15 protein-coding genes are annotated in these 16078 nt (G+C 76.3%); 7 read left to right on the top strand and 8 right to left on the bottom strand.

Annotated elements, in window-relative coordinates; genetic code table 11:
- Window positions 1-80 precede the first annotated feature (80 nt).
- The 4 genes from ADEH_RS08590 to ADEH_RS08605 all read left to right on the top strand — a co-directional run bounded on the left by ADEH_RS08590 (window position 81) and on the right by ADEH_RS08605 (window position 3111).
- A complete protein-coding gene (locus tag ADEH_RS08590) occupies window positions 81-812 on the top strand; it encodes a tetratricopeptide repeat protein (protein ID WP_011420711.1) in 732 nt (243 codons plus the stop codon).
- Complete coding sequence (locus ADEH_RS08595; RefSeq protein ID WP_011420712.1) at window positions 809-1900, top strand: PQQ-binding-like beta-propeller repeat protein; 1092 nt, start codon at window positions 809-811, stop codon at window positions 1898-1900. The genes ADEH_RS08590 and ADEH_RS08595 overlap by 4 nt, the downstream gene beginning before the upstream one ends.
- Window positions 1897-2295, top strand: a complete 399-nt coding sequence (locus ADEH_RS08600) for a (deoxy)nucleoside triphosphate pyrophosphohydrolase (RefSeq protein WP_011420713.1) — start codon at window positions 1897-1899, stop codon at window positions 2293-2295. The genes ADEH_RS08595 and ADEH_RS08600 overlap by 4 nt, the downstream gene beginning before the upstream one ends.
- Before the next feature lie 222 nt (window positions 2296-2517).
- Complete coding sequence (locus ADEH_RS08605) at window positions 2518-3111, top strand: hypothetical protein (protein WP_041453430.1); 594 nt, start codon at window positions 2518-2520, stop codon at window positions 3109-3111.
- A gap of 87 nt (window positions 3112-3198) precedes the next feature.
- On the opposite strand, the gene ADEH_RS08610 is transcribed toward ADEH_RS08605, so the two are convergent.
- Window positions 3199-3840, bottom strand: coding sequence for an Ig-like domain-containing protein (locus ADEH_RS08610; protein ID WP_041453431.1), 642 nt, complete (start codon window positions 3838-3840; stop codon window positions 3199-3201).
- Window positions 3841-3920: 80 nt separating this feature from the next.
- Window positions 3921-5327, bottom strand: coding sequence for a cytochrome c3 family protein (locus ADEH_RS08615; protein WP_011420715.1), 1407 nt, complete (start codon window positions 5325-5327; stop codon window positions 3921-3923).
- A gap of 207 nt (window positions 5328-5534) precedes the next feature.
- Here ADEH_RS08615 and ADEH_RS22555 point away from each other — a divergent pair, with 207 nt between their 5' ends.
- Window positions 5535-7439 carry a hypothetical protein gene (locus ADEH_RS22555; protein ID WP_011420716.1) on the top strand — a complete coding sequence of 635 codons (1905 nt, stop codon included), beginning with the start codon at window positions 5535-5537 and terminating at the stop codon, window positions 7437-7439.
- A 23-nt stretch (window positions 7440-7462) separates the two neighbouring features.
- On the opposite strand, the gene ADEH_RS08625 is transcribed toward ADEH_RS22555, so the two are convergent.
- Window positions 7463-7699, bottom strand: a complete 237-nt coding sequence (locus ADEH_RS08625; RefSeq protein ID WP_041453432.1) for a hypothetical protein — start codon at window positions 7697-7699, stop codon at window positions 7463-7465.
- Between the two features lie 322 nt (window positions 7700-8021).
- Window positions 8022-8669, bottom strand: a complete 648-nt coding sequence (locus tag ADEH_RS08630) for a MerR family transcriptional regulator (RefSeq protein ID WP_011420718.1) — start codon at window positions 8667-8669, stop codon at window positions 8022-8024.
- Between the two features lie 168 nt (window positions 8670-8837).
- Here ADEH_RS08630 and ribA point away from each other — a divergent pair, with 168 nt between their 5' ends.
- Window positions 8838-9512 (top strand): GTP cyclohydrolase II, encoded by a 675-nt coding sequence (gene ribA / locus ADEH_RS08635; protein WP_011420719.1) that lies wholly within the window; start codon window positions 8838-8840, stop codon window positions 9510-9512.
- A 20-nt stretch (window positions 9513-9532) separates the two neighbouring features.
- Here the strand turns inward: ribA and ADEH_RS08640 are convergent, their stop codons facing one another.
- The 4 genes from ADEH_RS08640 to ADEH_RS08655 all read right to left on the bottom strand — a co-directional run bounded on the left by ADEH_RS08640 (window position 9533) and on the right by ADEH_RS08655 (window position 13646).
- Window positions 9533-10696, bottom strand: a complete 1164-nt coding sequence (locus ADEH_RS08640) for an acyl-CoA dehydrogenase family protein (protein ID WP_011420720.1) — start codon at window positions 10694-10696, stop codon at window positions 9533-9535.
- 81 nt (window positions 10697-10777) lie between these two features.
- On the bottom strand, window positions 10778-11920 hold the full coding sequence (locus ADEH_RS08645; protein ID WP_011420721.1) for an acyl-CoA dehydrogenase: 1143 nt from the start codon (window positions 11918-11920) through the stop codon (window positions 10778-10780).
- A gap of 73 nt (window positions 11921-11993) precedes the next feature.
- Window positions 11994-12776 carry an enoyl-CoA hydratase/isomerase family protein gene (locus ADEH_RS08650; RefSeq protein WP_011420722.1) on the bottom strand — a complete coding sequence of 261 codons (783 nt, stop codon included), beginning with the start codon at window positions 12774-12776 and terminating at the stop codon, window positions 11994-11996.
- A gap of 12 nt (window positions 12777-12788) precedes the next feature.
- Window positions 12789-13646: a 3-hydroxyacyl-CoA dehydrogenase family protein gene (locus ADEH_RS08655; protein WP_011420723.1), complete on the bottom strand. Its 858-nt coding sequence runs from the start codon at window positions 13644-13646 to the stop codon at window positions 12789-12791.
- Between the two features lie 138 nt (window positions 13647-13784).
- On the opposite strand from ADEH_RS08655, the gene ADEH_RS08660 reads away from it, so the two are divergent.
- Complete coding sequence (locus tag ADEH_RS08660; RefSeq protein WP_011420724.1) at window positions 13785-15977, top strand: sensor histidine kinase; 2193 nt, start codon at window positions 13785-13787, stop codon at window positions 15975-15977.
- The last annotated feature ends 101 nt before the right edge of the window (window positions 15978-16078 follow it).

A 16078-nucleotide genomic window follows, 5' to 3' on the forward strand; every position in this document is an offset into this window, starting at 1 on the left:
CGCTTGACGCCCCCCGGGTAGCCGCCTAGATTGGCCCGGTTTTCCTCACATTTTCGCCGAGCACGCACCCGAGAGGCGCCATGTCGAAGGACACCGTGATCACCCGGAAGGACATGAAGGAGCCGGACAAGTTCCAGGTCGCCGCGACGCAGGCCGCGAGCTGGGCCGCCTCCCGGAAGAAGCACCTCGTCATCGCGGGCGGCGCGGTGGTGGCGGTGCTGGTGATCGTCGCGGCCGTGTCGGCGCTGCGCGCGCAGCGCGAGCAGGCCGCCGGCGCGGCCGCCTCGGCGCTGCTCGCGGCCATGGGCGGCGAGGTGTCGAGCGTGCCGCTCCCCGGCGTGCCCGGGCCGTTCTTCCCGACGCAGGAGGCCAAGCAGCGCGCGGTCATCGCCGAGGCCGAGAAGGTGATCGCGACGCACGGCGGCACCGGGGCGGCGCTGGTGGCCGAGCTGGCCCGCGGCGACGCGCAGTACAAGCTGGGCGAGTGGGACGCGGCGCTCGCGTCGTACGAGCGCTACCTGAAGGACGCGCCCGCCGACGACTCGTTCCGCTTCGGCGCGCTGGAGGGCGTCGGGCTGGTCCGGGAGGCGAAGGGCGACCTCGCCGGCGCGGCGCAGGCCTACGAGCGGCTGGCCGCGGAGGCGCCGAAGATGGCCGACCGCGCCGACCTGGAGCGCGCCCGCGTGCTCGCGGCCGCCGGCAAGGCGTCGGAGGCCAGGGCGCTGCTGGCCGGGTTCGCCGAGAAGCACAAGGACTCGCTGCTCACGCCGGAGGCGTCGGAGCGGCTCGCGCGGCTGGGTGGCAAGGAGTGACGGCGCTCGCGCTGGCGCTCGCCCTGGCGGCGGGGCCGGGCGTGTCGTCGCGCCTGCCGGCCGGCCCGCTGGATCTCTACCGCATCGCCTGGATGCGCCCGGTGGTCGGGCCGCAGGCCATGGAGTCGCGCCCGCTCGAGCCCGGCGGCGTCGCGGTGGATCCGGAGACCGGGTACGCGGTGTTCGGCACGCGCGACGGCTGGGTCCACGCGGTCCGCCCGGACGGCTCGGTCGCCTGGGAGCTGCGCGCCGCCGGCAGCTTCTGGGCGCCGCCCGCCGTCGAGCGCGGCGTCGCCTACGTCGGCTGCACCGACGGGCGGCTCTACGCGCTGGCGATGGCCACCGGCAAGGAGCTGTGGCGCTACGACGCGAAGGAGGAGCTGGGCACGCGCCCGGCCGTCGCGGGCGGCACCGTGTTCGTGATGAGCCTGCAGGACACGCTCTTCGCGGTGGACGCGAGGACCGGCGCCTGGAAGTGGCACCACCGGCGCGAGGCGCGCGCCGGGTTCACGGTCCGCGGCGCCGCCTGGCCGGTCGTCCGCGGCGACACGGTGTGGGCCGGCTACTCCGACGGATGGGTGGCGGCGCTCGACGTGGCGAACGGCGCGACGCGCTGGGAGCGCACCGTGGCCCCGGCCGGCGACTACCTCGACGTGGACGCGATCCAGCTCGACGGCAAGCGCCTCTACGCGACCGCGTTCTCCGGCGCGGTGCTGGCGATGGACGCGGCCACCGGCGATCCGATCTGGGCCTTCCGCGCGCCCGGCGCGGCGCGGCTGGTGCTCGGGCGCGGCGCGCTGTTCGCGGTCACCTCCAGCTCGGTCCACGCGCTCGATCCCGCCGCCGGCAGCGTCCTCTGGACGGCGCCGCTGGGCGGCGCGCCCGGCGGCGGCGCGCCCGTGATCGCCGGGCCGTGGGTGCTCGTGCCCGCCGGGCAGGGCGGGCTCCGGTTCCTGGAGGCGTCGAGCGGGCGCACCCTGCGCGTGCTCGACCCCGGCACCGGCATCTCCTCCACGCCGGGCGTCGGCGGCGAGCGCGTCTACGTGCTCTCCAACGGCGGCGACCTGCTCGCGCTCGACCTGCGGTGAAGCGGATCCGCGTGGTCGCGGCGGTCGTCCGGCGGGGCGACGCCATCCTCGTCACCCGCCGGCCCGACCGCGACGGCCTGCGCGGCCAGTGGGAGTTCCCCGGCGGCAAGGTCGAGGCGGGCGAGTCCGAGCCCGACGCGCTCCGGCGCGAGATCCTCGAGGAGCTGGGCTGCGAGCTCGCGGTGGGCGCGCTGCTGCTCCGGCACGAGCACCGGTACCCCGCGCTCGAGGTCGAGCTGGCGTTCTACGCCGGCTCGCTCGCGCCGGAGGCGACGCCCCGCGCCCTCGGCGTGGCCGAGATCGCCTGGGCGCCGGCCGGCACGCTGGCCGGCTACGACTTCCTCGAGGCGGACCGCGCCGTGCTCGGCGAGCTCGAGCGGCGCTCGCGGAGCTGAGCCGGACGAGCGGGGCGGATCTCCCCAGGGACCGATCGCCGCGATTGCTCAACGCCGCGATGCGCCGGGGAATTCGTCCCCAAAGCACAACTTTACTACCAGTCACGGTACCCCGCTTCGCGTGGCTCCGAACGGCCGAGATCTCGCGCGATGCGACGCTGTATCGTGCGCCATGTGCGGAAAGCGCACGAAAGGGGAGGAAACATGCGACGCGGAATTCTCATGGCAGTTGCGGTCTGCGGGCTGGCCTGGGCGACGGACGCCTTCGCCTGCGAGTACAACGGCAAGCTGGTCTGCGCGGGAACGACGGATCCGATCGCCGGCGCGGTGGTGGGCATCTCGAACACCACGGCGACGTCGGACGCGTTCGGCAACTTCGCGGGCGGCCCGATCTACGGCGGCACCTACGACATCTTCGTGAACAGCGTGAACACCGGCCTGACGGCGACGTGCTCGTACACGGGGCAGATCATTCCGCTCGGGACCATCGAGGTGAGCCTGCCCGGGTGCGGCGGCGGCGGCGGCGAGTGCGACGTCTCCTCCGTCCACGAGGGCTGGTTCTGCCGGGAGCGGCCGCTGGGCGACCCGGTGAACGAGTGCGCGTACTTCGGCGACTTCGTGCCGGTGGGTGAGGGCTTCAACGTCACGCCGGGCGGGCTGACCGCGAACATGACCGCCGCGTTCGCGATCGTGAAGTCCGGCCGCGCCTGCTACGGCGTCACCGTCGAGGTCGTGCCGGGCGATCTGCTGGTCATCCCGGCCGTGCAGCAGGGTGTCTCGCACGTGACGTACTGCAACTGCCCCCCGACCCCGTAACAGGGATCGGTCGTCCGCACCGCGCCGCGCCCGCCCGGCCTCTCCGGGCGGTGCGCGGCGTGTCGTTTCCGGGCGGCGCGCTCCGGCTCACCGCGCCCGGCGCTTGCGCTTCGCGGGCTGCGGCTTCGGCTCGGGCGGCGGCGGCGTCCCCGCGATCAGCACCGTGAGGCCGGCCGGCGCGTAGGCCTTGCCGGCTGCGTCGTGGAACTCGCGCGTGGTGGCGCCGTCGAGCCGCAAGGTGTACCGGCTGCCCGGCCGCAGCGGCTCGGAGGGCGACAGGGTCAGCCGCGTGGTGGCGCCCACGTCGTGCGTGCCGGCCGCCGCCACCGCCGCGTCGTTCGGGTCGAGGAGGACGAGCCGCGCGTCGGCGCTGGCGACCGTGAGGTCGAGGCGGAAGTGCGCGCCGGGGTCCACCACCGTCTCGGCCTCCAGCGCGAGCGGCAGCGTCGCGCCGCCCGGCTCGAGCGCGACCGGGTCGCGGAGCACGGTGAACGCGCCGGCAGGGCCGGGGGCGGCGGCCGGCTGCGCCGGGGAGGGCGCCTCCGCGGGCGCGGGCGCTGCGGCGCCCGGTGCGGCGGGGGAGGCGGCCGGCGCGGCCGCGGGAGGCGCCGCGGGGGCGGCGGGCGCGGGCTCCGCCGGCGAGCCGCCGGCGGGCTGCGGTGAGCGCTCGCACCCTGCGGACAGCAGGGCGGCGAGCGCGGTGGCGAGCACGGCTCGGGGCATCGGCATGGCGGCCCAAGCTACCACGCGCACCGCCGCGGCGGGAGCGGAAGCGCGCGCCGGCGAGGACGCTTGGGACCCCAACGTTCTCACGGGGCGAGCAGCTTCAGGATCGCCGGCTCCTGCTCCTCCTGCGCCAGGAGCTCGTGGCAGAGATCGCAGTCCGCGCGGATGGCGCGCCCGTCCTCGGTCTCGTGGTCGCCGTCGTGGCAGCGGAAGCACCCGGGCGCGGCCTCGTGTCCGAGGAGCGACGGGTAGGTCCCCCAGCCGATGCGCATCGAGGGCCACACGTTGCGCGCCCACGCCTCGCCGAGCTCCTGGGCAGCGCGCTCCACCGCCTCGCGCGGCGCGCCGCCGCCCTCGGGGCCGGCGTAGAACGCGCCGAGCGCCGCCGCGATCCCCGCCCGCGCCGCCTCGTGCGACGGGTACTCGGCGCGCAGCGCCTTCAGCGCCTCGCGGCGCGCGAACGGGAGCGCCGCCGCGTCGATGCGGCCCGCCGCCAGCGCGGCGTCCACCTCGTCCTCCGGCGACCGGTACACGTGCGTGGGCCGGTTGTGGCAGTCCACGCAGTCCATCTCGCGCCAGCGCGCCTCGCCGGCGGCCGCCTTCGAGCGGAACGTGGCGCGCGCGCCGTCCGGACCGGTCAGCTCGACCGTGCCGATGGCCTCGCGCTTCTCGTCGGCGAGGTAGCGGATGCGCACCCCGGGGTCCACGTGCCAGTGGATGCCGCGGGTCCGCGCCCCGAGCCCCTGCGCGCCGCCCACGTGGACCACCAGCACGGTCCGCAGCGGCGTGCTCGCCGCGTCGTCGGCGTGGCGCGTGATCACCTTCAGCCGGTCGCCGACGAGCTTGGTGGGCCAGTGGCACTGCTCGCAGGTGTCGCGCGCCGGGCGCAGGTTCTGGACGGGCGTGGGGATGGGCCGCGGGTAGAGGTCCAGCGCGACCGACACCACCTGCCAGGCGCCGGAGAGCTTCGACTTCACGAACCAGCTCGCGCCCGGGCCGATGTGGCACTCCACGCAGGCGACCCGCGCGTGCGCCGAGCGCCGGTGCGCCGAGGCCTCCGGGTCCATCACGCTGTGGCACGACCCGCAGAACGCCGGGGAGTCCATCACCTCGAGCCCCTTGTACGAGGCGATGCCGAGCACGAGGAGGTTCACCGTGGTGAGCCCGAGGAAGACCAGCAGCCGCCGGCGGGTGCGCGGCTGGTTCAGGTCCATCACCGGCAGCGGCGGCTCCGGCGCGCCGCGGGCCGCGAGGCGCACCAGGCGGCGGCGCTCGAGCGCCGCGCCCACCGGCACGAGGAGCAGCCCCACCACCAGCAGCCCCGGGAGCAGCAGGTACGCCAGGATGCCGAGGTACGGGCCGCCCTCCAGCCCGAGCAGGCTGGCGGCGAACAGCACCACCACGAGGACCCCCGACACCGTGGCCAGCGCCGCGCCGGCGAGGCTCACCGGGTGACGCAGCCAGTCGGCGCCGGGGCGGGACGAGGCCATGGGACGCGCTCCTGCGCCGCGGATTCCGCTGCGCGCGCGCCACTCTAGCGCCGGGCGGGGGCGGGCGGGCCGACGGGAGCGCGCCTGCGTCGCTCGGCCGCGGGGGTACGCCCGCGGCGCGCGTCGATCCCTCGCGGGGCCGGGACGCACTCGAGGTTAACTTCCGGCGGCCGGGCAGGGTACTCACCGGGAGGAGGTTCATTCACCATGAGGCCGTCCGCTGCGTCCCCCGTGCGTGCCGCGCCGATCGCCATGCTGCTGGCGGCGTGCGCCGGGTCGAAGCTCCCCATGACCGCCGCCGGCCTCGCCGAGACCGGATCCCCGGAGGCGCTCGTCGCGTACCTCGGCCAGCCCGGGGCCGACGGGCAGGTGTGCGCCCGCGGCGGCGCGGTCCCGGAGGACGTGCGCCGGTCCCGGAGGACGCCCGGCGCGCTCGTGGCCGCGCTCCGCGCCGGCAAGGTGCCCGGGCCGATCTGGGCCGACTGCGCGGAGTCGCTGCTGCCGGCGATGCCGGGCGAGCGCGCCTCCGACCTGGTGGACCGGATCCTGGGCGCCGAGGCGGACCTCGTCGAGGCGCCCGAGGTCGAGCACGACCCGGCGCTCCAGGCGCAGCTCGAGGCGCTGCACCGGGTCGCCCTCGAGCGCGCGCCGGGCCCGGCCGGCTCGCGCCAGGTCCGCGCGGCGGTGCTGGCGGAGCTGCGCCCGCGGCTGGCGGGCGACCGCCTCGGCCCCGTGGCGCGCCCGCGGGCCGAGGCCCTCGCGGCGACGCTCGAGGCCGAGCAGGGCGAGTGGGAGGGGCGGCGGGTGGACGCGGGCCGGATCGCCGCGCTCACCGCGTCGCGGGACGAGGCGGCGCTGCGGCTCCTCGCGCGGCGGCTGCCGGATCCGGACGCGCGCGCCGAGGCCGAGCGCGGCCTGGTCCGGGTGCGGATCGCCGCGTCGCCGTTCCCGGAGGTGAAGGCCCGGGCGGCGTCGGTCGAGGTGGCCGTGCTCCGCGACGGCGCCTACCGGATCTCGCCGCAGGACCACCGGCCGCTCCGCGCGGCGCTGGCGCCGGACCGGATCCCCGCCGCGACGATCCTGGCCCGCCAGTCGCCCCCGGACGGCACCGCGACGCTGCTCGCCCTGGGCGACGGCGGCAGGCCCGGCGTGCTCCCGCCGGTGCACCTCGCGGCGGCGCTCACGGTCGAGGTCGCCGGCCTCTCGCGGCCCATCCGGCCGTGCGCGCCGGGCCGCCCGCTGGATCCCACGCCGTGCCTCGATCCCGCTGCGCTCTCGGTGGACTCGCCGTACGCGGCGCTGCGCGGCCCCGACCTGGTCGTGCGCGAGCGCGCGGACCTCCCGGCGCTGGCCGCGCTCGCCCGGAGCGGCTCCCGGCTCGAGGTGCCGGTCCGGGCCGGCGGCGCGCTCGCCGGGAACGTGAGCTGGCCGGTGCGGTTCGAGCGGCCCGGCCGGTGGGTGTTCGAGGGCTCGAAGCCCGGGGCGCCCGGGCCGGACCTCGCGATCGCGCTCGAGCGCGTGGACGCGGACCGGCTGGTCGTCGCGGCGACGTTCCCGGGCGGGCGGCGGCTGGCGGTGCTCGAGCGCGCCGACGCGCCCGCGTTCCGGATCGTGACCCGGGGCGCGTCCGGGTGGTCGGGCCGCGACGGCAGCCGGGGCCGCGACGGCTCGACCGGCACGCCGGGGGTGGACGCGTCGTGCCTGAGCGGCTCCGACGGGACCGCCGGCGGGCCCGGCGGACCGGGCGAGGACGGCGAGGCAGGCGGACCGGGACAGCCGGGCGGCCGCGGCGGCGCGGTGAACGTGGCGGTGCGCGCGCCCGCCGCGCTCCTCGCCGACACGCTCGCGCTCGCCGGAGGGATCGTGGTGAGCGAGGGCGGCCGCGGGGGAAGCGGGGGCCGGGGCGGCATGGGCGGACACGGCGGCGACGGGGGCGCCGGCGGGCGCCGCGCGTCGCTCTGCCTGAAGGACGGCCGATCCGTCCAGCTGTCCGGCGGGTTCGACGGCCCGATGGGCCCGAACGGCGCCGCCGGGCCCGACGGACCCTCGGGGTCCGACGGGCCGGCGGGCCTGGTGCGGATCGAGCCGGCCGCGGCGGCGTCGCTCGACTGAAGGCGCGCCGGGGACGGGCGCGCTCAGGCCTGCGGCTGGAAGGGCCGGCCGTTCACGAAGAGCTCGTCGATCTCGAGCCGGTGGATCCGCGCGCGCTTCACGGCGAGCCTCCGGATGACGAGCGCGCCCACCGCGACCGCGCCGAGCGCGAGCGCGCCCATGCTCGTGGCGGCGAGCGCCGTGCCGATGCGGGCGAGCGCCAGCTGCCGCCGCGGCCGCTCGAGCGGCGGGATCCTCGAGGTCCTCGTGAGCAGCGCCATGGCGGGCATCCTCCGTGTGCGTCGGGTCGCGTGAAGGGTGCTGCGCCGGGGCCGGGCCGGCAACCGGGGCCGAGCGCACCGGCGGCAGCCTCCGGGCCGCGGAAATGGCTGCAGCCCAGCGAATTCAGCGGACCCCGCGATCCCCACAGGACGTCCGATAATATGGATTATGGTAACTAGACGCGGGACCCGGGCCGGCGCGGCACGGCGTTCGCGCGATGCTCCGCGGACGCCAGCTGGGACGTGGCTGTCGATCGTGGCTGCTCGGGAGTTCGCTTCGCCCTGCCCGGCGCGGAGGCGCCGATCGCGGCGCGCGGAGCGGTCAGAGCCCGGCGCCGCGCTTGGCGGCGGGACGGAGCTGCGGATCGGCGGCGGGATCGTCGTGCTGCGGGACCGCGACGGCCAGCCCGGGCAGCGGCACCTGGGCGTCCCCGGCGCCGAGCGTCCGCGCCGCCGCGGCGGCCTCGATCGCGGCGTCGTGCGCGTGGTGGTGCTCGGGGTGCTTGCAGCACCCCTCCTGGCGCGCGAGGACCTTCACGATGCGCGGCGCGCGCGCGGCCTCGGCCACGGCGCACGGGCACTGCTCGGCGCCCTCCGAGGACAGCCGCTCCTGGATGCTCGCGAGCGCGTCGAGCAGCTCCTTCTTCACCCGCCGCATCCGCTCGAGGCGGCGCTGCGCCTGCTCCAGGTGGCCGGCGAGCACCTGCTGGAACCGGATGGCGAACTCGGCCGCGGTGACGCAACCGCTCCGCAGCTCGAGCAGCGTCCGGATCTCGCCCAATGCCAGGCCCAGCTCCCGCAGGTCGGTGATGAGCCGCAGCCGCTCCAGCTCGTCCTCGGTGTACCGCCGGTGCCCGCCGTCGCTGATCTCCGCCGGGCGCAGCAGGCCCTCTTCCTCGTAGAAGCGGATGGTCCGGACAGTGTTCCCCGTCGCTCGGGCGAGGTCCCCTGACGAGAGGTCGGCACTCATGGCGCGAGTCACCTAACCGCGCGAATCGACGATGTCAATGCGCTCACCCGCGCACCTGCCGCACCCCGATTTCGGGAGAGCGTTCGCCTTGACCGGGGTCGCCGGTGGCCATTAAGTGCACCCCGCTGGCGCACCGCTTCGCGGGCGCGACCCTGAGGAGCATCCGAGATGAGCAACCTGGTGGCGGTCGCCGGCCGCAAGGCGCGCGGGACGCACGAGGCGGCCCCCGCGACGATCGACCTCTACGCCGAGGCCCCGCTGCCCACGGAGCGGGGCCTGTTCCGCGCGGTGGTGTTCCGCGAGCGCCGGAGCGGCGTCGAGCACGTCGCGATGGTGATGGGCGACGTGGCCGGCGAGTCGGTCGCGGTGCGCGTCCACTCGGAGTGCCTCACCAGCGAGGTGCTCGGCTCCCTGAAGTGCGACTGCCGCGCCCAGCTCGACCGGGCGCTCGACCTCATCGCCGCGCGCGGCCGCGGCGCGCTCCTCTACCTGCGCCAGGAAGGCCGCGGCATCGGGCTCGGCAACAAGATCCGCGCCTACGCGCTCCAGGCCCAGGGCCACGACACCTACGAGGCGAACCGGCTGCTCGGGTTCCCCGACGACCTGCGCCACTACGACGTCGCCGCCGAGATGCTCCGGCTGCTGGGCGTGCGCTCGGTGGAGCTCATCACGAACAACCCGCAGAAGCTCTCCGGGCTGGCCGAGGCCGGCATCCCGGTGCGCGGGCGGATCCAGCTGCCCTCCCCGGCCAACCCGTTCAACGTGGAGTACCTGCGGGTGAAGCGCGAGCGGACCGGGCACCTCATCCAGACCGACGACGACGGCGCCGCGCGCACCGCCTGATCGCCCGCGGCGCGGCGCGCCTAGCCGCGCGACGCGCCCTCCTTCAGGATCTCGCGCGCGATCACGAGCCGCTGGATCTCGCTCGTGCCCTCGTAGATGGTCTGCACCCGCGCGTCGCGGAAGTAGCGCGCCACCGGGAAGTCCTCGGTGTAGCCGACGCCGCCGTGGATCTGCACCGCGCGGCCCACCGCCCGCTGCGCGGCCTCCGAGGCCCACAGCTTCGCCATCGACGCCTCGCGGGTGAACGGCCGCCCGGCCTCCTTGAGCGCGGCGGCGCGGAGCGCCAGCAGCCGCGCCGTGTCGTGCTCCACCGCCATGTCCGCGAGCATGAACGCGACCGCCTGGTGCTCGGCGATGGGCACGCCGAACGCCTGCCGGTCGCGCGCGTAGCGGACGCTCGCCTCGAGCGCGGCGCGGATGGTGCCGGTCGCCTGCGAGGCGATGCCGACGCGGCCCCCGTCCAGCGCCGCGAAGGCCACCCGGAGCCCCTGGCCCACCTCGCCGAGCCGCGCCGAGTCCGGCACCTCGCACCCGTCGAACGAGAGCGCCACGGTGGAGCTGGCCCGGATCCCGAGCTTGTCCTCGTGCCGGCCGACGTGCAGCCCGGGGGTGCCCGCCTCGACCAGGAACGCGGTCACCCCGCCGCCCCCACCCGCGTCGGCCGGCCCGGTGCGCGCCCAGACCACCAGCACCCCGGCCACGTCCCCGCTCGTGATCCACTGCTTGGCGCCGTCGATCACCCAGCGATCGCCGCGGCGGACCGCCCGCGTGCGCATGGCGGCCGCGTCGCTGCCGGCCTGCGGCTCGGAGAGCGCGAACGCGCCGGCCAGCACCTCGGCCGCGGCGAGGCGCGGCAGGTGGCGCCGCTTCTGCTCCTCGGTGCCGAAGCGCGCGACGAGCTCGCCCACCATGTTGGTGACGGCCATGGTGACGGCGGTGGCGCAGTCGGCGGCGGCGATCTCCATGAGCGCGAGCGCGTAGGCGACGGCGCCCGCCTCCGAGCCGCCGTACGCGGATGGGACGTTCACCGCGAGCAGCCCCAGCTCGCCCAGGCCGCGGATCAGGTCCGCCGGGAAGCGCCGCAGCCGGTCGTTCTCGGCCGCGGCCGGCGCGACCTTCTCGCGGGCGAAGGCGCGCGCCGTCTCCTGGATCGCACGCTGGGTGTCGTCGAGCTCGAAGTCCATGCAGGGTTCCGGATGTGGCTCCGCCCGGCGCGCACGCCCGCGGCGGGCGGCCGGTGGAGCGCTCGGTCGGGGTGCGGGCGGCTAGCCCTTCAGCACCGAGGCGGAGATCACGAGGCGCTGGATCTCGCTGGTGCCCTCGTAGATCTCGGTGATGCGGCTGTCGCGCCAGTGGCGCTCCACGTCGAACTCCTTCACGTACCCGTAGCCGCCGTGGATCTGGATCGCCTTGGAGGTGACGCGCTCGCTCATCTCCGACGCGAAGAGCTTCGCCATGGCGCTCTCGGCGCTGTGGCGAACGCCGCGGTCCTTCGCGGAGGCGGCGCGCAGCACGAGCAGCCGGGCGGCGTCGATCTCGGTGGCCATGTCGGCGAGCATGAACTGGATGGCCTGGAACTGGGTGATGGGCTGGCCGAACGCCTTGCGCTCCTTCGCGTAGGCGACCGCCTCCTCGAACGCCGCCACCGCGATGCCGAGCGCCTGGCCGGCGATGCCGATGCGGCCGCCGTCCAGCGTGCCCATGGCGATCTTGAAGCCGTCGCCCTCCTCGCCGAGCCGGTAGCGGGCCGGGATGGCGCAGCCCTCGAAGAACAGCGAGCAGGAGCCGGAGGCGCGGATGCCCACCTTGTCGTCCGGCTTGCCGCGGCTGAACCCGCGCGCGTCGGTCGGCACCAGGAACGCGCTGATGCCCTTGTGCCGCTTCGCCTTGTCGGTCATGGCGAACACGAGCACCGCGTCCGCCTGCGGCCCGTTGGTGATGAAGTTCTTGGTGCCGTCGAGGACGTACTCGTCGCCGCGCCGGACCGCCACGGTGCGCATCTCGGCGGCGTCCGAGCCGCTCATGGGCTCGGTGAGCGCGAAGCAGCCGAGCTTCTCGCCGCGCGCGTACGGCTCGAGGAACTCCTTCCGCAGCGCGTCGGTGCCGTACTTCAGCACCGGGTCGCAGTAGAGCGAGTTCGACACGCTCATGATCACGCCGGTGCCGGCGCAGCCGCGGGAGATCTCCTCCATCGCGAGCGCGTAGGACACGTTGTCCATCCCGGCGCCGCCCCACTCGGCCGGCACCGCCACGCCCATGAGGCCCATCTCGCCGAGCTGCTTCACGGCGGCGGCGGGGAACTCGTGGTCGCGGTCCCAGCGCCGCGCGTTCGGCCTGAGCTCGCGGTCGGCGAACTCCCGGCAGAGGTCACGGACCTGGCGCTGCTCCTCGGTGAGCTGGATGTCCATGGAACGTCCTTTCTGGAAGGTGCAGCCTCGGCGCGCAGCGTGTCAGGCCACGGCGCCCCGCGTCAACGGTCGGTCAACGCCCGCTCCAGTGCGCCGGCCGCTTCTCGAGGAAGGCGCGCATGCCCTCCTTCGCGTCCTCGCCGCCGAACAGCGCCGCGAAGCCCTGCCGCTCGAGCGCGTTCGCCTCGGAGAGCGCCAGGTCGGCGCCCTGCTGCATCACCTTCTTCGCCTGCGCCACCGCCGCGGGGCCGCGCGAGGCCACCGCGCGCGCCTTGGCCCGCGCGTGCTCGAGCAGCGCCGCCGGCGCCACCACGTCGAGCGCCAGGCCGATGGCCTTCGCGGTGGCGGCGTCCACGCTCTCGCCGGTGAGGACCAGCTCCTTCGCGCGCATCAGCCCCACCCGCCGCGTGAGCCGCTGGGTGCCGCCGAACCCCGGGATGAGCCCGAGGTTCACCTCGGGCTGGCCGAACTTCGCCCGCTCGCTCGCGTACACGAGATCGCACGCCAGCGTCAGCTCGCAGCCGCCGCCCAGCGCGAACCCGTTCACCGCCGCGACGGTCACCACCGGCAGCGCCTCGAGCTGCGCGAACACCCGGTGGCCGAGCGCCGCGAACTCGCGCGCCTCGGGCGGCCCCATCACCGCCATGGCGGAGATGTCCGCGCCGGCCACGAACGCCTTCTCGCCGGCGCCGGTCACGATCACGGCGCGCACCGCCGGATCCCGGGCGGCCTCGTCCAGCGCCGCGCCCAGCTCCTGCAGCGTCCGCTGGTCGAGCGCGTTGAGCTGCTTCGGGCGGTTCACGGTGAGGGTGCCGATCCCGTCGGCGACCTCCCAGAGCACGTTCTCGTAGGCCATGGCGTCCTCGCGCTAGCCGTAGGTGTAGAAGCCGCGCCCGCTCTTGCGGCCGTTCCAGCCCGCCGCCACGTAGTTCCTGAGCAGCGGCGCGGGCCGGTACTTGTCGTCGCCCAGCTCGCGGTGGAGCACCTCGGCGATGAACAGGCAGGTGTCGAGGCCGATGAAGTCGGCCAGGGTGAGCGGACCCATGGGGTGGTTGAGGCCGAGCTTCACCGCGGTGTCGATGTCCTCCGGCGAGGCGAGCCCCTCCTGCAGGGCGAAGCAGGCCTCGTTGAGCAGCGGGATGAGGATCCGGTTCACGATGAAGCCGGGCGAGTCCTTGGAGGTGACGGTGGTCTTCCCGAAGCGCTTCGCGAGCGCCATCACCGCCTGGTAGGTCTCGTCGGAGGTCTGCAGCCCGCGGATGACCTCGATGAGCTGCATGACCGGCGGCGGGTTCATGAAGTGCATCCCCACGAACCGGTCCGGCCGCCGCGTCCCGGCGGCGAGCTTCGTGATGGAGATCGAGCTGGTGTTGGACGCGAGGATCGCGCCCGGCGCCAGCACCGCGTCCAGCCTGCGGAAGAGGTCGGCCTTCACCGCCTCCTGCTCCACCACCGCCTCGATGGCGAGGTCGGCGCCGGCGCAGTCCTCGATGCGGTCCACCGCGCGGATCCGGCCCAGCACCGCCTCGCGCTCCGCCGCCTGGAGCTTCCCCTGCTCGACCCGCTTCGCCAGCGCCGCGCCGAGCCGCTCCACCGCGCGCCGGGCCAGCTCGGGCGTGGCGTCCGCCACCTGCACCGAGAGCCCGGCCTGGGCCGCCACCTGCGCGATGCCCGAGCCCATCTGCCCCGCGCCCACCACCGCCAGCCGCTCGATCCCGCTGCCCATGCTCCCTCCGTCGCTCGGGTGTGGCCCGGCGGTCCTGCGCCGTCGCGGCGCGACCATGCCGGGCTTGTCAGCGAACGTTCGAGCGTGTGACGATCCGGCGCCGAGCGCGAGATCCCAACCGGGGTGCGCGCCGCTTTCATGCTCAGGATCCACCGGGAGATCGCGCGGGACGCGGCTCGGGCCGCCGGGGTTCCCCTGGCCCAGCTCGTGGCCGTGGCGCCCGCGGAAGCCCCGGGGGCGGTCACGCTCGCGGTCGAGGGCCCTGCCCTCTCCTCCCGCACCCTGAGGGGTCGGATCGCCGCCCTCCTCGCGGCCGAGCCGGGCCACCTTCCCGCCGGGCCGCTCCTCACCGCGCCCCGGGCGTTCCGGCTGACCGCGCCCTGCGAGCCGGCCCTGGCGCGCGCCCTCTGGCCGGACCACCGCCAGCCGCCGGCCGCGACCTCGGTGTTCTTCCGCCTCCAGGCCGGCCCCGGCGACGCGGTGCTCCTGCGCCTGGTCGCGGCCGGCCGGCTCGACGCGGGCGAGCTGCGCGCGCTGGACGCGGTGGCGCGGCTGGCGGCGGGCCGGCTCGCGGGCGAGAGCTACCGCCGCGAGGCGGCGGGGCGGCGCGCCGCGTACCGCGTCTACCAGGAGGCCGCCGGCGAGCCGATCCTGGTCATCGACGCCGAGACCGGGCGGCTGCTGGAGGCGAACCAGCGCCTGTCCCAGCTCACCGGCTGGGGCCGCCAGGAGCTGCGCCGCCGCACGCTGGGGCGGCTCGTGGAGCACCCGGCGCTCGACGCGGGCGCGCTGCTGGAGGCGCTCTCGGCGGCCGCGACCGCCTCGGTGGACGACGCCCGGCTGCGACGGCGCCGCGGCGAGCCGGTGCCGGTGGCGCTCACCAGCGCGCGCATCGAGCTCGACGGGCGCCCGGTGCTCCACCTCATCGCCCGCGACGTGAGCCGCGAGCGGCGCGCGATGGCCGAGCAGCGGGAGGCCCGCGAGCTGCTGGCGGCGCTGCACCTCGCCGGCGCCCACCTCAGCGTCGAGACCGACGAGGAGGCGGTGTACGGGGTGCTGGCGCGCGAGCTGGCGCGGCTCGGCTTCCACTGCGGCGTGCTCGCGCCCGCGCCGGACGGGCCGCCGGCGCTCGCGTGGCGGTTCCTGTCGTTCCCGCTCCCGCTCCGGCGCGCGCTCGATCACGCGCTCGGGACGCCGCTGGCGGAGGTCCGGGTGGATCCGATGGAGGCGCCGCTGCTGCGCCGGTGCCTGGCGGAGCGCCGGACGGTGCACACCGACCGGCCGCGCCGCGCCGCCGCCGGCCTGCTCGGCGCGGCCACGCCGCTCCAGCTGCGGCGGCTGGCCCGGCTCGTCGCCATCCGGCGGGTGATCCTGGCGCCGCTCCTGCGCGAGGGGCGCGCCGCGGCCGCGCTGGTGGTGGCGGCGCCGCGGGTCCGGCGCAGCGATCCGGAGGCCATCGACGCGTTCGCGCTGCAGGCGTCCATCGCGCTCGACAAGGCGCGCCTGGTGGGCGCGCTGCGCGACGAGCGCGCCCGGCTGGAAAGCGAGGTGGAGCGGCGCACCGCCGAGCTGCGCCGGGCGGTCGCGGCGCTGGAGGCGGCGGACCGGCGCAAGGACAACTTCCTCGCCAACGTCTCGCACGAGCTGCGCACGCCGCTCGTGACCGTCCTCGGGTACGCCGACCTGCTGCTGGCCGAGAAGCTGGGCCCGCTCGCGCCGCGGCAGCGCACCGCGCTGCAGGTGGTGGCGAGCAGCGGCCGGCGGCTGCGCGCGTTCATCGAGGAGCTGCTGGAGCTGTCCCGCCACGAGCTGGCGCGGCCGGCCGAGCCGCTCGCGCCGTTCCCGCTCGTGGACGTGATCACGCAGGCGGTGGTGGGGCTCGCGCCGCGCTTCGCCGAGCGCGGGCTGCGGGTCCGGGCGCGCGTGGCGCGGGGGACGCCCGCGGCGCTGGGCCAGCGCGAGCGCGTGCTGCAGGTGCTCGTCAACCTGCTCGGGAACGCCGAGCGCTACGCGCCGGAGGGCTCGGCCATCCACCTCGCCGCCGCGGCGATCGGCGACCGGGTGGCCGTCTCGGTCACCGACCGCGGGCCCGGCATCCCGGAGGAGCACCAGGCGCTCATCTTCGAGCGCCTGTACCAGGTGCGCGACGACCGCGCGCCACGCCGCGAGGGCGGCGCGCTCGGGATCGGGCTCGCCATCGCGAAGGGCATCGTGGAGGCGCACGGCGGGGAGATCCGGGTCCGGTCGCGCGTGGGCTGGGGCACGCGGTTCCGCTTCACCCTCCCCGCCGCGCCGACCGGGCCCGCCGGGCGCGAGGTGGACGCCTCGTAGCGTCGCCGTCCGTGAGAAAAAAAAACGGCGCCCGCGCGCTCCCTGGAACGCGCGGGCGCCGGGCTGCGGCGCAGGGGGGAAAGGCGCCGCCGCCTGATCCG

Origin of the sequence: Anaeromyxobacter dehalogenans 2CP-C (assembly GCF_000013385.1) — a bacterium.
In the GTDB taxonomy this organism is placed as follows: Bacteria; Myxococcota; Myxococcia; order Myxococcales; family Anaeromyxobacteraceae; genus Anaeromyxobacter; species Anaeromyxobacter dehalogenans_B.

Coding starts and splice junctions, on each gene's coding strand:
- ADEH_RS08590 (WP_011420711.1), top strand. CDS start 81: ATGTCGAAGGACACCGTGATCACCCGGAAGGACATGAAGGAGCCGGAC.
- ADEH_RS08605 (WP_041453430.1), top strand. CDS start 2,518: ATGGCAGTTGCGGTCTGCGGGCTGGCCTGGGCGACGGACGCCTTCGCC.
- ADEH_RS08610 (WP_041453431.1), bottom strand. CDS start 3,840: ATGCCGATGCCCCGAGCCGTGCTCGCCACCGCGCTCGCCGCCCTGCTG.
- ADEH_RS08615 (WP_011420715.1), bottom strand. CDS start 5,327: ATGGCCTCGTCCCGCCCCGGCGCCGACTGGCTGCGTCACCCGGTGAGC.
- ADEH_RS22555 (WP_011420716.1), top strand. CDS start 5,535: ATGAGGCCGTCCGCTGCGTCCCCCGTGCGTGCCGCGCCGATCGCCATG.
- ADEH_RS08625 (WP_041453432.1), bottom strand. CDS start 7,699: ATGGCGCTGCTCACGAGGACCTCGAGGATCCCGCCGCTCGAGCGGCCG.
- ADEH_RS08630 (WP_011420718.1), bottom strand. CDS start 8,669: ATGAGTGCCGACCTCTCGTCAGGGGACCTCGCCCGAGCGACGGGGAAC.
- ribA (WP_011420719.1), top strand. CDS start 8,838: ATGAGCAACCTGGTGGCGGTCGCCGGCCGCAAGGCGCGCGGGACGCAC.
- ADEH_RS08640 (WP_011420720.1), bottom strand. CDS start 10,696: ATGGACTTCGAGCTCGACGACACCCAGCGTGCGATCCAGGAGACGGCG.
- ADEH_RS08645 (WP_011420721.1), bottom strand. CDS start 11,920: ATGGACATCCAGCTCACCGAGGAGCAGCGCCAGGTCCGTGACCTCTGC.
- ADEH_RS08650 (WP_011420722.1), bottom strand. CDS start 12,776: ATGGCCTACGAGAACGTGCTCTGGGAGGTCGCCGACGGGATCGGCACC.
- ADEH_RS08655 (WP_011420723.1), bottom strand. CDS start 13,646: ATGGGCAGCGGGATCGAGCGGCTGGCGGTGGTGGGCGCGGGGCAGATG.
- ADEH_RS08660 (WP_011420724.1), top strand. CDS start 13,785: ATGCTCAGGATCCACCGGGAGATCGCGCGGGACGCGGCTCGGGCCGCC.